The 13,911-nt window shown below is 60.1% G+C and carries 12 protein-coding genes; 8 read left to right on the top strand and 4 right to left on the bottom strand.

Annotated elements, in window-relative coordinates:
- Positions 1 to 137: 137 nt before the first annotated feature.
- The gene (gene clpS, locus QU606_RS22710; protein ID WP_010567912.1) at positions 138 to 506 is read left to right on the top strand and encodes an ATP-dependent Clp protease adapter ClpS; all 369 of its coding nucleotides are present in this window, start codon (positions 138 to 140) and stop codon (positions 504 to 506) included.
- A gap of 29 nt (positions 507 to 535) precedes the next feature.
- Complete coding sequence (gene clpA / locus QU606_RS22705) at positions 536 to 2,806, top strand: ATP-dependent Clp protease ATP-binding subunit ClpA (RefSeq protein ID WP_024076164.1); 2,271 nt, start codon at positions 536 to 538, stop codon at positions 2,804 to 2,806.
- A gap of 183 nt (positions 2,807 to 2,989) precedes the next feature.
- On the opposite strand, the gene infA is transcribed toward clpA, so the two are convergent.
- The 3 genes from infA to aat form a co-directional block, all read right to left on the bottom strand.
- Complete coding sequence (gene infA / locus QU606_RS22700; RefSeq protein WP_002553999.1) at positions 2,990 to 3,208, bottom strand: translation initiation factor IF-1; 219 nt, start codon at positions 3,206 to 3,208, stop codon at positions 2,990 to 2,992.
- A 100-nt stretch (positions 3,209 to 3,308) separates the two neighbouring features.
- On the bottom strand, positions 3,309 to 4,016 hold the full coding sequence (locus tag QU606_RS22695; protein WP_024076163.1) for an arginyltransferase: 708 nt from the start codon (positions 4,014 to 4,016) through the stop codon (positions 3,309 to 3,311).
- A 55-nt stretch (positions 4,017 to 4,071) separates the two neighbouring features.
- Positions 4,072 to 4,752, bottom strand: coding sequence for a leucyl/phenylalanyl-tRNA--protein transferase (gene aat, locus QU606_RS22690; protein WP_024076162.1), 681 nt, complete (start codon positions 4,750 to 4,752; stop codon positions 4,072 to 4,074).
- 497 nt (positions 4,753 to 5,249) lie between these two features.
- Between aat and ftsK the strand changes: the two genes are divergently transcribed.
- Genes ftsK through cysG form a run of 6 tightly spaced genes read left to right on the top strand, consistent with a single transcriptional unit; the run spans position 5,250 to position 12,750 of the window.
- The gene (gene ftsK / locus QU606_RS22685) at positions 5,250 to 7,655 is read left to right on the top strand and encodes a DNA translocase FtsK (RefSeq protein ID WP_024076161.1); all 2,406 of its coding nucleotides are present in this window, start codon (positions 5,250 to 5,252) and stop codon (positions 7,653 to 7,655) included.
- Positions 7,656 to 7,710: 55 nt separating this feature from the next.
- On the top strand, positions 7,711 to 8,334 hold the full coding sequence (lolA, locus tag QU606_RS22680) for an outer membrane lipoprotein chaperone LolA (RefSeq protein WP_168233395.1): 624 nt from the start codon (positions 7,711 to 7,713) through the stop codon (positions 8,332 to 8,334).
- Positions 8,335 to 8,361: 27 nt separating this feature from the next.
- Complete coding sequence (locus tag QU606_RS22675) at positions 8,362 to 9,684, top strand: replication-associated recombination protein A (RefSeq protein WP_304997551.1); 1,323 nt, start codon at positions 8,362 to 8,364, stop codon at positions 9,682 to 9,684.
- Positions 9,684 to 10,058 (top strand): fluoride efflux transporter CrcB, encoded by a 375-nt coding sequence (gene crcB / locus QU606_RS22670; RefSeq protein ID WP_024076158.1) that lies wholly within the window; start codon positions 9,684 to 9,686, stop codon positions 10,056 to 10,058. Before QU606_RS22675 ends, crcB begins: the two co-directional genes overlap by 1 nt.
- 16 nt (positions 10,059 to 10,074) lie before the next feature.
- Positions 10,075 to 11,355 (top strand): serine--tRNA ligase, encoded by a 1,281-nt coding sequence (serS, locus tag QU606_RS22665; protein WP_304997550.1) that lies wholly within the window; start codon positions 10,075 to 10,077, stop codon positions 11,353 to 11,355.
- Complete coding sequence (gene cysG, locus QU606_RS22660; protein WP_024076156.1) at positions 11,356 to 12,750, top strand: siroheme synthase CysG; 1,395 nt, start codon at positions 11,356 to 11,358, stop codon at positions 12,748 to 12,750. It begins immediately after the preceding gene.
- 106 nt (positions 12,751 to 12,856) lie between these two features.
- On the opposite strand, the gene QU606_RS22655 is transcribed toward cysG, so the two are convergent.
- Positions 12,857 to 13,852, bottom strand: a complete 996-nt coding sequence (locus tag QU606_RS22655) for a glutathione S-transferase family protein (RefSeq protein WP_304997549.1) — start codon at positions 13,850 to 13,852, stop codon at positions 12,857 to 12,859.
- Positions 13,853 to 13,911 lie beyond the last annotated feature (59 nt).

Here is a 13,911-nt window from a genome sequence, read left to right as displayed (position 1 = left end):
ACCTTTTTTACCCACTGTGGGTTCTATTGGTTGTAACACCGTTTTGCCGATAGTCAAGGCGACCGTATAGTCAGAGTTGAAATTCTGACAGCTCGCCCCCACCACTGTATTTGAACCACTGACGAACCTTTCTTTCCATGCATGCAATCAGCCAGATTCGACTAACATTCAATCAGGATCGACCGGATCACGAACACGATGACGACGGTTCTGCAGGCATTGCTGTTCAGGAGGCCAAGCCTGCTTTACAGGCGCCGCCGATGTACAAGGTGGTTTTGTTCAATGATGACTACACACCGATGGATTTCGTGGTCGAAGTGCTCGAGGTGTTTTTTAACCTGAACCGCGAGTTGGCGACCAAGGTAATGCTGGCCGTTCACACAGAAGGACGGGCAGTATGTGGAGTGTTTACCCGCGACATCGCCGAGACAAAGGCCATGCAGGTCAACCAGTACGCCAGGGAAAGCCAGCATCCGCTACTCTGTGAAATCGAGAAGGACGGTTAACGCCGACCACTTGGGTATGAGGTGAAGCTATGTTAAACCGCGAGCTCGAAGTCACCCTCAATCTTGCCTTCAAGGAGGCTCGTTCGAAGCGTCATGAATTCATGACCGTCGAGCACCTGCTGCTGGCACTTTTGGATAACGAAGCTGCCGCCACCGTATTGCGTGCGTGCGGCGCCAACCTCGACAAACTCAAGCATGACCTGCAGGAGTTTATCGACTCCACCACGCCACTGATCCCCGTGCATGACGAGGACCGCGAAACCCAGCCAACCCTGGGCTTCCAGCGGGTGTTGCAGCGTGCTGTTTTCCACGTACAGAGCTCCGGCAAGCGTGAAGTCACGGGCGCCAACGTGCTTGTGGCGATCTTCAGCGAACAGGAAAGCCAGGCGGTATTCCTGCTCAAGCAACAGAGCGTTGCCCGTATTGATGTCGTCAACTATATCGCCCACGGTATCTCCAAGGTGCCTGGGCACGGCGATCATTCCGAGGGTGAGCAGGAAATGCAGGATGACGAGGGCGGTGAGTCTTCTTCTTCGGGCAATCCACTGGATGCCTATGCCAGCAACCTTAATGAATTGGCGCGCCAGGGGCGGATCGATCCGCTGGTAGGGCGTGAGCTTGAGGTGGAGCGTGTCGCGCAGATCCTCGCGCGCCGTCGCAAGAACAACCCGCTGCTGGTGGGTGAGGCGGGTGTCGGTAAAACCGCGATCGCCGAAGGCCTGGCCAAGCGCATCGTCGATAACCAGGTGCCAGACCTGCTGGCCAACAGCGTTGTCTATTCACTGGACCTGGGCGCGTTGCTCGCGGGCACCAAGTACCGTGGTGATTTCGAGAAGCGCTTCAAGGCTTTGCTTGGCGAATTGAAAAAACGCCCGCAGGCGATCCTGTTCATTGATGAGATCCACACGATCATTGGTGCCGGTGCGGCGTCCGGTGGGGTGATGGATGCGTCCAACCTGCTCAAGCCTCTGCTGTCGTCGGGTGACATTCGCTGCATCGGTTCGACCACGTTCCAGGAATTCCGTGGGATCTTCGAGAAAGATCGCGCACTGGCGCGTCGCTTCCAGAAAGTCGACGTGTCCGAGCCTTCGGTTGAAGACACCATCGGCATCCTGCGCGGGCTCAAGGGGCGTTTCGAGGCGCACCACGGCATCGAGTACACCGATGAAGCATTGCGGGCGGCGGCTGAGCTGGCATCGCGCTATATCAATGACCGTCACATGCCGGACAAGGCGATCGATGTGATCGATGAGGCGGGTGCTTATCAGCGTCTGCAGCCGGTCGAGAAGCGGGTGAAGCGCATCGACGTGGCCCAGGTCGAGGATATCGTGGCGAAAATTGCGCGGATTCCGCCAAAACACGTCACCAGCTCCGACAAGGAACTGCTGCGTAATCTGGAACGTGACCTCAAGCTCACCGTTTTCGGCCAGGATGCGGCCATCGACTCGCTGTCCACCGCGATCAAGCTGTCGCGTGCGGGCCTCAAGTCGCCGGACAAGCCTGTCGGTTCGTTCCTGTTCGCCGGCCCTACCGGCGTCGGCAAGACCGAGGCTGCGCGGCAGTTGGCCAAGGCCATGGGTATCGAGTTGGTGCGGTTCGACATGTCCGAGTACATGGAGCGTCACACCGTGTCGCGCCTGATCGGTGCGCCTCCAGGCTATGTTGGCTTCGACCAGGGCGGCCTGTTGACCGAGGCAATCACCAAGCAGCCGCATTGCGTATTGTTGCTCGATGAAATCGAGAAGGCTCACCCGGAAGTCTTCAACCTGCTGCTGCAGGTCATGGATCACGGGACCCTGACCGACAACAACGGGCGCAAGGCGGACTTCCGCAATGTGATCGTGATCATGACTACCAACGCCGGTGCTGAAACGGCTGCGCGGGCCTCGATCGGCTTTACGCATCAGGATCACTCGTCCGATGCGATGGAAGTCATCAAGAAGAGCTTTACGCCGGAGTTCCGCAACCGCCTGGACACTATTATCCAGTTTGGTCGCCTCAGCCATGAGGTCATCAAAAGCGTGGTGGACAAGTTCCTTACCGAGCTTCAAGCGCAGTTGGAAGACAAGCGCGTGCAGTTGGACGTAACGGACGCGGCGCGCAATTGGCTGGCAGAGGGTGGCTACGACGCGGCAATGGGTGCTCGCCCAATGGCACGTCTGATCCAGGACAAGATCAAGCGGCCATTGGCCGAAGAGATCCTGTTTGGCGAATTGTCCGACCATGGTGGCGTGGTGCATATCGACCTGAAGGACGGCGAACTGACCTTCGAGTTCGAAACCACGGCTGAAATGGCCTGATCGATAGCTGCGGGCGCCAATGTGGGAGGGTGCTTGCCCCCGATAGCGGTAGATCAGTCACTTATGTAGCGACTGAAACACTGCTATCGGGGGCAAGCCCCCTCCCACATTTGGTTTTGGCACTTGGTAAATAGCACGCACACAAAAACGCCCGGCATAACCGGGCGTTTTGTATTGACTTGATTAGCGAGCGCGGTAAGTGATGCGCCCTTTGCTCAAGTCATAGGGCGTCAGCTCGACGCGCACTTTGTCACCGGTAAGAATACGAATGTAGTTCTTGCGCATCTTGCCGGAGATATGCGCGGTTACGACGTGCCCATTTTCCAACTCCACACGAAACATGGTGTTGGGCAGGGTGTCGACGACAGTGCCTTCCATTTCGAAGCTGTCTTCTTTCGACATGCAGTAAAGCCCTCGGTATCCAGTGAATGGCCCGGTGCAACTGCGCCAGGCAAAAGCGGCGTGCATTGTGCCCGAAAAAGGGTGTTTAAGCCAAGGGGTTCTAGTTAAGCGTGACCCATCTTTGATTAATTAGCAGTTCAATGGGCCGATATTGGGTCTTGTAGTTCATCTTTTTGCAGTTTTTGATCCAGTAGCCCAGGTACACCGCCTCCAGTTCCAGGCGTAGAGCTTCGCCGATTTGCCAGAGGATCGCGAAACGTCCCAGGCTGCGACGTTCCTCGGCCGGCTCATAGAAGGTATAGACCGCCGACAGGCCGTTGGGCAGCAGGTCGGTCACGGCGACGGCCAGCAGGCGGCCGTCGAGGCGAAACTCGTAGAAGCGCGAGAAGGGCAGGTCGCGCACCAGGAACGTGGAAAACTGGTCGCGGCTGGGGGGGAACATATCGCCGTCGGCATGGCGTTGTTCAATGTAGCGCTGATACAGGTCGAAGTATTCTTCGCTGAATCGAGGCTTGCTCGCGGTGACAGTCAGGTCGGCATTGCGCTTGAGGATGCGCTTCTGGTTACGATCGGGTAAAAACTGCGCCACCGGGATGCGTGCCGGCACGCAGGCATTACAGTTCTGGCAGTGGGGCCGGTAGAGGTGATCGCCGCTGCGCCGAAAACCCATTTCCGAAAGGTCGGCATACACATGCACATCCATCGGCTGGCTGGGGTCGAGGAACAGGGTGGTGGCCTGTTCGTCTGGCAGATAGCTGCAAGAGTGGGCTTGAGTGGCATAAAACTTCAAACGCGCCAGCTCGGTCATGATCAACCCTCGGATAAGCTTTGAAATAAGTGTAAGCCAGGTGCGCGGATGTCGCCTAGGAAACCCACGGCCCAGAGCTGGGTTGATCCAAGTGGTCGTGCAGGAAGCCGGCGAACTCGCTGCGGGGAATGGCGCGGGCGCCCAGGCTGTGCAGGTGATCATTGGGCATCTGGCAGTCGATCAGCACAAACCCCCAGGCCTGCAATTGACGGGTCAGCGTGACGAAGCCAAATTTCGAGGCGTTGTCAGCGCGGCTGAACATGGACTCGCCAAAAAAAAGCTGGCCCATCGCCAGGCCATACAGCCCGCCCACCAGCTCTCCGTTGTCCCATACCTCCACGGAGTGCGCATAACCGCGTTTGTGCAGCGCCTGGTAGGCGCTCTGGATGCCTTCGGTGATCCAGGTGCCATCGGCATAGGCGCGGGGCGCGGCGCAGGCCTGGATGACCGCTGCGAAGTCCTGGTCGAACGTCACGGTATAACGCTGTTGGCGCAATAATTTGCCCAGGCTGCGGGATACGTGCAGCTCGTCCGGAAAAATCACGGTGCGCGGGTCCGGCGACCACCACAGGATCGGCTGGCCTTCCGAGAACCATGGAAAGCAGCCATGGCGGTAGGCCTGAATCAATCGTTCGGCCGACAGGTCGCCACCGGCGGCGAGCAGGCCGTTGGGTTCGCGCATGGCTTTGGCCAGCGGCGGGAAGGTCAGGGTATTGCGTTGCAACCAGGTCAGCATGGCATCCAGGCTTACGGAAGGGGAGGGGAGTGGCAGGCATGTTGCCTGCCCCAAGGGGGTGATTATTGTCGACCCAGCGCCATGGGGCCAGTCCGAATCGGCCATTGACGTGGATTAACGTGAGCGGAAGGTTCTGCAACTCTGTGCGCGAGGTGTGGTCGTAATCGGGTCTGGCCGATGCAGGCCATTTGCCAAGCTTGCCTGGATTGGCAAAAACAGCTCATAAGCCTTTGTCAGCAAAGACAATGCATGCTCAAATTGAACATGGTGTGACACACAATTGGCTATGCTGCCTGCAGAAAGGTAAGTGGCGTGGCATCGGGGGCACAAACCCGTACAATGCGGCCATTGTGGCGTTATCGCCGTTTCGTGAATCAGTCACGGAATGTTAAAAGTAAATTCAACAATGTTCGTTCATTTTTCAACTGCTCGGATTGAGCGGTAGTGTGCAGTCATTCAACAGATGGACGCGCTGAAGGCGCAGGAAAAGACCCGTTTTGAAGAAATCCACCGCGACACCCAAGACAGTCGTGCCGGCCTGGCGCCAGCACCTGCACTATCGACTCAAGGAAGGTGCGCTGATCGCTATCGGTGCGTTGTGCCTGTTCCTGATGATGGCCTTGCTCACCTATGGCAAGGACGATCCGGGCTGGAGCCACAACAGCAAGATCGAAGACGTGCAGAATTTCGGTGGGCCTGCCGGTTCCTACAGCGCCGATATCCTGTTCATGGTATTGGGCTACTTCGCTTATATCTTCCCGCTGTTGCTGGCGATCAAGACCTGGCAGATCTTCCGCCAGCGTCATGAGCCGTGGCAGTGGAGTGGCTGGCTGTTTTCCTGGCGGCTGATCGGCCTGGTGTTCCTGGTGCTGTCCGGCGCGGCGCTGGCTCATATCCATTTCCACGCGCCCACCGGCCTGCCGGCGGGCGCGGGTGGCGCATTGGGCGAAAGCCTCGGCGACCTGGCGCGCAAGACCCTGAACATCCAGGGCAGCACCCTGATGTTTATCGCATTGTTCCTGTTCGGCCTCACGGTGTTCACCGACCTGTCATGGTTCAAGGTGATGGACGTGACCGGTAAGATCACCCTTGACCTGCTGGAACTGTTCCAAGGCGCTGCCAACCGCTGGTGGGCGGCCCGGGTCGATCGCAAGCGCATGGTCGCGCAACTGCGTGAGGTGGACACCCGCGTCAACGAAGTGGTCGCCCCGAGTACGCCGGATCGCCGCGAGCAAGCCAAGGTCAAGGAACGCTTGATCGAGCGCGAGCAGGCCCTGAGCAAGCACATGTCGGACCGTGAGAAACAGGTGCCACCGGTGATTGCCCCTGCGCCGACCAAGGCCCCGGAGCCGAGCCATCGCGTCCAGAAAGAGAAGCAGGCCCCCTTGTTTGTCGACAGCGCGGTCGAAGGCACCTTGCCACCGATCTCGATTCTCGACCCGGCCGAAAAGAAACAACTCAATTATTCCCCTGAGTCCCTGGCGGCCGTCGGCCACCTGCTGGAAATCAAGCTCAAGGAATTTGGCGTCGAGGTATCGGTGGATTCGATCCACCCCGGCCCGGTGATTACCCGTTACGAAATCCAGCCCGCCGCTGGCGTCAAGGTCAGCCGCATTTCCAACCTGGCCAAGGACCTGGCGCGCTCCCTGGCCGTGACCAGCGTGCGCGTGGTGGAAGTGATCCCCGGCAAGACCACCGTGGGTATCGAGATTCCCAACGAAGACCGCCAGATCGTGCGCTTCTCCGAGGTGCTGTCGACGCCGGAGTACGACAACTTCAAATCGCCGGTGACCTTGGCCCTGGGCCATGATATCGGCGGCAAGCCGGTGATCACCGACCTGGCCAAGATGCCTCACCTGCTGGTGGCCGGTACCACCGGTTCCGGTAAGTCGGTGGGTGTGAACGCGATGATCCTGTCGATCCTGTTCAAGTCCGGCCCGGAAGACGCCAAGCTGATCATGATCGACCCGAAAATGTTGGAATTGTCGATCTACGAAGGCATTCCACACCTGCTTTGCCCGGTAGTCACCGACATGAAGGACGCCGCCAACGCCCTGCGTTGGAGCGTGGCCGAGATGGAGCGCCGCTACAAGCTGATGGCGAAGATGGGCGTGCGTAACCTGTCGGGCTTCAACGCCAAGGTCAAGGAAGCCCAGGATGCCGGCACGCCGTTGACCGACCCGCTGTACAAGCGCGAAAGCATCCACGACGAAGCGCCCTTGCTGAGCAAGCTGCCGACCATCGTGGTGGTAGTCGATGAATTTGCCGACATGATGATGATCGTCGGCAAGAAGGTCGAAGAACTGATCGCACGTATTGCCCAGAAAGCGCGTGCGGCCGGTATCCACTTGATCCTCGCCACCCAGCGTCCTTCGGTGGATGTGATCACCGGCCTGATCAAGGCCAACATTCCGACCCGGATGGCGTTCCAGGTTTCCAGCAAGATCGACTCGCGCACCATCATCGACCAGGGCGGCGCCGAGCAATTGCTGGGGCACGGTGACATGCTCTACATGCCGCCGGGCACCAGCCTGCCGATCCGGGTCCACGGCGCCTTCGTTTCCGACGACGAAGTGCATCGCGTGGTGGAAGCCTGGAAACTGCGCGGCGCGCCGGAGTACAACGATGACATCCTCGCCGGTGTCGAAGAGGCCGGCAGCGGCTTCGACGGTGGCAGCGGCGGCGGTGACGATGATGCCGAAACCGATGCGCTGTACGACGAGGCCGTGGCGTTCGTGCTGGAAAGTCGTCGCGCCTCGATCTCCGCGGTGCAGCGCAAGCTGAAGATCGGCTACAACCGCGCCGCCCGTATGATCGAGGCCATGGAAAACGCTGGCGTCGTCACCGCAATGAACACCAACGGCTCGCGCGAAGTCATCGCTCCTGGGCAGATGCGCGACTGATCACGCGCCGCGTGGCATTACGCGGCGCGCCTTAAACGACTCAATGAGGACTCCCATGCGTCTTATCCGCATGCTGTTGTTGCCGGCACTGGCCCTGACTGCTGTCTCGGCCCACGCTGACCAGGCTTCCGTCGACAGCTTGAAAAACCTGTTGGACAAATCCCAGACCCTGACTGCGCGTTTCTCCCAGCTGACCCTGGATGCCGGTGGTACCCGGTTGCAGGAAACCGCGGGTGAGATGGCCGTGCAGCGTCCAGGCCTGTTTTACTGGCACACCGAAGGTAAGGCTGAACAGACCATCGTTTCCGACGGCAAGAAGGTCACGCTGTGGGATCCTGACCTGGAACAGGCGACCATCAAAAGGCTGGATCCGCGCCTGAGCCAGACCCCGGCGCTGTTGCTGTCGGGCGATGTGTCGGAAATCAACAAAAGCTTCGACATCACCTCCAAGCAAACCAGCAATGTGATCGAATTCACCCTCAAGCCGAAATCCAAGGACACGCTGTTTGACAGCCTGAACCTGTCGTTCGGCAACGGCATGATCAACAACATGCGCCTGATCGACAGTGTCGGCCAGCGTACCGATATCCTGTTCTCCGGGGTCAAGGCCAACCAGCCGGTACCGGCATCCAAGTTCAAGTTCGACATCCCCAAGGGTGCCGACGTGATCCAGGAATAACCTGCCTAGAGGTCTCAAGCGCTGCCCATGGATCTGTTTCGAAGTGACCCGATTGCCCAGCCCCTGGCCGCGCGCTTGCGCTCCACCAACCTGGATGAGTATGTCGGTCAAGAACACCTGCTCGCTCGCGGCAAGCCTCTGCGCGAAGCCCTGGAGCAGGGTGCGCTGCACTCGATGATTTTCTGGGGGCCGCCGGGCGTGGGTAAAACCACCCTGGCCAGGCTGCTGGCGAAGGTCTCCGACGCGCACTTTGAAACGGTCTCGGCGGTCCTGGCCGGGGTCAAGGAGATCCGCCAGGCCGTCGAGGTCGCCAAGCAGCAGGCCGGGCAATACGGTAAGCGCACCATCCTGTTCGTTGACGAAGTGCATCGCTTCAACAAGTCGCAGCAGGATGCATTTTTGCCTTATGTCGAAGATGGCACGCTGATCTTTATCGGGGCCACCACCGAGAATCCGTCCTTCGAATTGAACAACGCCTTGCTCTCTCGGGCGCGGGTCTATGTGCTCAAGAGCCTCGACGAAGCGGCGATGCGCAAGCTGCTGCAGCGCGCCTTGAGCGAAGACAAGGGCTTGGGCAAGCGCCAGCTGAGCCTCAGTGACGAAGGCTTCAAGATCCTGCTGAGCGCTGCCGACGGCGACGGCCGACGTTTTCTCAACCTGTTGGAGAACGCCTCCGACCTGGCCGAAGACGGCAGCGAAATTGGCGTTGACCTGCTGCAAAGTCTGCTCGGCGATACCCGCCGCCGCTTCGACAAGGGCGGCGAAGCCTTCTATGACCAGATCTCCGCACTGCACAAGTCGGTACGTGGTTCCAACCCGGACGGCGCGCTGTACTGGTTCGCGCGGATGATCGATGGCGGGTGTGACCCGTTGTACCTGGCGCGCCGCGTGGTGCGCATGGCCAGCGAAGACATCGGCAACGCCGACCCGCGCGCCTTGAGCCTATGCCTGGCGGCCTGGGAGGTGCAGGAGCGCCTCGGTAGCCCTGAAGGCGAGTTGGCGGTGGCCCAAGCCATCACCTACCTGGCCTGCGCGCCAAAAAGCAACGCGGTGTACATGGGGTTCAAGTCGGCCCTGCGGGCCGCCGCCGAGCATGGTTCCCTCGAAGTACCGCTGCACCTGCGTAATGCCCCGACCAAACTGATGAAGCAACTGGGCTATGGCGATGAATATCGCTATGCCCACGATGAGCCGGACGCCTATGCCGCCGGCGAAGATTACTTCCCCGAGGAACTGGAGCCGCAGCCGTTCTACCAGCCAGTGCCTCGCGGCCTGGAGCTGAAGATCGGTGAAAAGCTCAATCACCTCGCCCAACTCGATCGCCTCAGCCCAAAACAGCGGAGAAAGTAGTGCTCAAGACGATTCTTGCCGTGTCCGTTGCCGGCATCGCTGGTACATTATTGCGTTTCGCCACCGGTACTTGGGTAAACGCCAATTGGCCGAAGCATTTTTATGCGGCGACCCTGGCCGTCAACCTGGTGGGTTGCCTGATCATTGGGCTGTTGTACGGCTGGTTCCTGTTGCGCCCGGAAGTGCCGATTGAAATTCGGGCCGGCTTGATTGTCGGCTTTGTAGGCGGTCTGACGACCTTTTCATCCTTTTCACTGGATACGCTGCGCCTGCTGGAAAGCGGGCAGGCCCTGGTCGCCTTCGGGTACCTGGGCATCAGCGTATTCGGCGGGCTGCTCGCCACCTGGGCCGGCCTGTCCTTGACCAAACTTTGATAAACGAGAGACCGACATGCTCGATTCCAAACTGTTACGTAGCAACCTTCAGGACGTAGCGGACCGCCTGGCATCCCGTGGCTTTGCCTTGGATGTTGCGCGCATCGAAGCGCTGGAAGAACAGCGCAAGACCGTCCAGACCCGCACTGAAGCACTGCAGGCTGAGCGTAATGCGCGTTCCAAATTCATCGGTCAGGCCAAGCAGCGCGGCGAAGACATCGCGCCGTTGATGGCCGATGTCGAGCGCATGGGCACCGAGCTGTCCCACGGTAAAATCGAGCTGGACAAGATTCAGGGCGAGCTGGATTCAATCCTGCTGGGTATTCCCAACCTGCCGCACGAGTCCGTGCCGGTGGGCGCCGATGAAGACGGCAACGTCGAAGTGCGCCGCTGGGGCACGCCGAAAACCTTTGATTTCGAGATCAAGGACCATGTCGCCCTGGGCGAACTGAGCGGTGGCCTGGATTTCGAAACCGCCGCCAAGCTGTCCGGCGCGCGCTTCGCCCTGCTGCGTGGACCGATCGCGCGCCTGCACCGTGCCCTGGCGCAGTTCATGATCAACTTGCACACCGGCGAGCACGGTTACGAAGAGGCGTACACGCCTTACCTGGTTCAGGCGCCGGCCCTGCAGGGGACTGGGCAACTGCCGAAGTTCGAAGAAGACCTGTTCAAGATCGGTCGCGATGGCGAAGCCGACTTGTACCTGATCCCGACCGCCGAAGTGTCGCTGACCAATATCGTGGCCGGCGAGATCCTCGACGCCAAGCAACTGCCGATCAAGTTTGTCGCACACACGCCGTGCTTTCGCAGTGAGGCCGGTGCATCGGGTCGCGATACCCGCGGCATGATTCGCCAGCACCAGTTCGACAAGGTCGAGATGGTGCAAGTGGTCGAGCCGTCGACCTCCATGGAAGCCCTCGAGGGGCTGACCGCCAACGCCGAACGCGTCCTGCAATTGCTGGAGCTGCCGTACCGCGTACTGGCGTTGTGCACCGGCGACATGGGCTTCAGCGCCGTGAAGACCTATGACCTCGAAGTATGGGTGCCCAGCCAGGACAAATACCGCGAGATTTCGTCCTGCTCCAACTGCGGTGATTTCCAGGCGCGTCGCATGCAGGCGCGTTTCCGCAACCCGGAAACTGGCAAGCCGGAGCTGGTGCACACCCTCAACGGTTCGGGCCTGGCCGTTGGCCGCACCCTGGTGGCGGTGCTGGAAAACTACCAGCAGGCCGACGGCTCGATCCGTGTACCTGACGTGCTGAAGCCCTACATGGCGGGCATTGAGGTCATCGGCTAAATGGAATTTCTGCCGCTGTTTCATAACCTGCGCGGCAGTCGTGTGTTGGTCGTCGGTGGCGGGGAGATTGCCTTGCGCAAATCCCGGCTGCTGGCCGACGCCGGTGCGTTGCTGCGGGTGGTTGCTCCCCAGATTGAACCCCAGTTGCGTGAACTGGTGCTGGGCAGTGGCGGGGAGCTGATGTTGCGCGGTTATCAGGAGGCCGACCTTGAGGGGTGCACCCTGATCATCGCCGCGACGGATGACGAACCACTGAACGCGCAGGTGTCCAGTGATGCCAGGCGCCGTTGTGTGCCGGTCAACGTGGTGGATGCACCGGCCTTGTGCAGCGTGATCTTTCCGGCGATTGTCGACCGTTCGCCCTTGGTGATCGCGGTGTCCAGCGGCGGCGACGCGCCGGTGCTGGCGCGCTTGATCCGCGCCAAGCTGGAAACCTGGATTCCGTCTACCTACGGCCAATTGGCCGGGTTGGCGGCGCGTTTCCGCGCCCAGGTCAAAGCCTTGTACCCGGATGTGCAGCAACGCCGCGCGTTCTGGGAGGAGGTGTTCCAAGGCCCGATTGCCGACCGGCAACTGGCCGGGCAGGGCGATGAGGCCGAGCGCCTGCTGATCGACAAGGTCAACGGTGCGCCGCCTTATGCGCCGGGTGAAGTCTATCTGGTCGGCGCTGGCCCGGGCGATCCGGACCTGCTGACCTTCCGCGCCTTACGCCTGATGCAACAAGCCGATGTGGTGCTGTATGACCGCCTGGTGGCGCCGGCGATTCTCGAGCTGTGCCGTCGCGATGCCGAGCGGGTATATGTCGGCAAGCGTCGCGCCGATCACGCCGTGCCCCAAGACCAGATCAACCAGCAATTGGTGGACCTGGCCAAGCAAGGCAAGCGCGTGTTGCGCCTCAAGGGGGGGGATCCGTTCATCTTTGGGCGGGGTGGCGAAGAAATCGAGGAACTGGCGGCCCATGGCATCCCGTTCCAGGTGGTGCCGGGAATTACCGCCGCCAGTGGTTGCGCGGCGTATGCCGGGATTCCGCTGACACACCGCGACTATGCGCAATCGGTACGCTTTATCACCGGGCACTTGAAGGACGGCACCTCGGACCTGCCTTGGCAGGACCTGGTGGGGCCTTCGCAGACGCTGGTGTTCTACATGGGCCTGATTGGCTTGCCGATCATCTGCGAGCAGTTGATCAAGCATGGTCGCGCGGCGGATACCCCGGCAGCGCTGATCCAGCAGGGCACTACCGCCAACCAGCGCGTGTTTACGGGCACCCTGGCCGACTTGCCGCGCATGGTGGCGGAGCATGAAGTGCATGCGCCGACGCTGGTGATTGTCGGTGAGGTAGTGGTGTTGCGTGAGAAGCTGAAGTGGTTTGAAGGCGCCCAGGCCCAGGTCTGAGCCTGAATGCATCGGGGGCAAGCCCCCTCCCACATTGGAATGCATTCCAAAATGTGGGAGGGGGCTTGCCCCCGATAAGGCGATTTGATCCAACCAGTCCTCTGGATCAGCTCCAGACACCCTTACCGCTCAACCGTCCACGATCATGCTTGGCATCGAACGCCTGCAACGGCCCCTTCGGCACAATCCCGGTCGGATTGATCGTCCGGTGGCTGGCGTAGTAATGCCCCTTGATGTGCTCGAAATCCACCGTCTCGGCCACGCCCGGCCACTGATACAGCTCCCTCAACCAATTCGAAAGGTTCGAATAATCGGCAATCCGCCGTAGGTTGCATTTGAAGTGGCTGTAGTACACCGCATCAAAACGAATCAGCGTGGTAAACAGCCGCACATCCGCTTCGGTCAGGTATTCGCCTGCCAGGTAGCGATGGTCGCCCAGGTGCTGTTCCAGGTAGTCCAGTTCGGCAAACACATCATCAAACGCGCTTTCGTACGCTGGCTGCGAAGTGGCGAAGCCTGCGCGATACACACCGTTGTTGACGGCGGGGTAGATGCGCTCGTTCAGCGTGTCGATGCTTGGGCGCAGCGCCTCGGGGTAGAAGTCCAGGGTATTGCCGGTCAGTGCATTGAACGCACTGTTAAACATGCGAATGATCTCTGCCGATTCGTTGCTGACGATGCGATTCAACTGCTTATCCCACAGCACCGGCACGGTAACGCGCCCGGTGTAGTCGGCGGTGTCGGCGGTATAGCGTTGGTGCATGAAGTCGAAGCCATCCAGCGTATCGCCACTGGAGCCGAGGGCCTTGTCGAAGGTCCAGCCGTTTTCCAGCATCAGCCAGCTGACCACGGAGACGTCGATCAGGCTTTCCAGGCCCTTGAGCTTGCGCAGGATCAGGGTACGGTGCGCCCAGGGGCAGGCCAGGGAAACATACAGGTGATAGCGACCGGCCTCGGCCTTGAAGCCACCCTCACCACTTGGCCCGGGCTGGCCATCGGCGGTCACCCAGTTGCGGCGTTGCGCCTGTTCCCGTTGGAAGGCGCCATCGGCGCTACTTTCGTACCACTGGTCATGCCAGTGTCCTTTGATCAGCAAACCCATGATGGGCTCCTTGGCTAATAAACGTTGGAGCCCAGTCTAGAGGGATGAGTTCGAACTAA

The sequence above is a fragment of the Pseudomonas sp. OVF7 genome, from assembly GCF_030644265.1.
Taxonomy (GTDB): domain Bacteria; phylum Pseudomonadota; class Gammaproteobacteria; order Pseudomonadales; family Pseudomonadaceae; genus Aquipseudomonas; species Aquipseudomonas gorinensis.
The sequence above is the reverse complement of the archived record's forward strand: the minus strand, read 5'-3'. Positions and strand labels throughout refer to the sequence as shown.

What these genes read in the sequence shown, in the direction of transcription:
- aat (WP_024076162.1), bottom strand. Translation starts at nt 4,752, where the DNA reads ATGCTGACCTGGTTGCAACGCAATACCCTGACCTTCCCGCCGCTGGCC.
- QU606_RS22695 (WP_024076163.1), bottom strand. Translation starts at nt 4,016, where the DNA reads ATGACCGAGCTGGCGCGTTTGAAGTTTTATGCCACTCAAGCCCACTCT.
- clpA (WP_024076164.1), top strand. Translation starts at nt 536, where the DNA reads ATGTTAAACCGCGAGCTCGAAGTCACCCTCAATCTTGCCTTCAAGGAG.
- QU606_RS22655 (WP_304997549.1), bottom strand. Translation starts at nt 13,852, where the DNA reads ATGGGTTTGCTGATCAAAGGACACTGGCATGACCAGTGGTACGAAAGT.
- serS (WP_304997550.1), top strand. Translation starts at nt 10,075, where the DNA reads ATGCTCGATTCCAAACTGTTACGTAGCAACCTTCAGGACGTAGCGGAC.
- clpS (WP_010567912.1), top strand. Translation starts at nt 138, where the DNA reads ATGCATGCAATCAGCCAGATTCGACTAACATTCAATCAGGATCGACCG.
- lolA (WP_168233395.1), top strand. Translation starts at nt 7,711, where the DNA reads ATGCGTCTTATCCGCATGCTGTTGTTGCCGGCACTGGCCCTGACTGCT.
- cysG (WP_024076156.1), top strand. Translation starts at nt 11,356, where the DNA reads ATGGAATTTCTGCCGCTGTTTCATAACCTGCGCGGCAGTCGTGTGTTG.
- QU606_RS22675 (WP_304997551.1), top strand. Translation starts at nt 8,362, where the DNA reads ATGGATCTGTTTCGAAGTGACCCGATTGCCCAGCCCCTGGCCGCGCGC.
- infA (WP_002553999.1), bottom strand. Translation starts at nt 3,208, where the DNA reads ATGTCGAAAGAAGACAGCTTCGAAATGGAAGGCACTGTCGTCGACACC.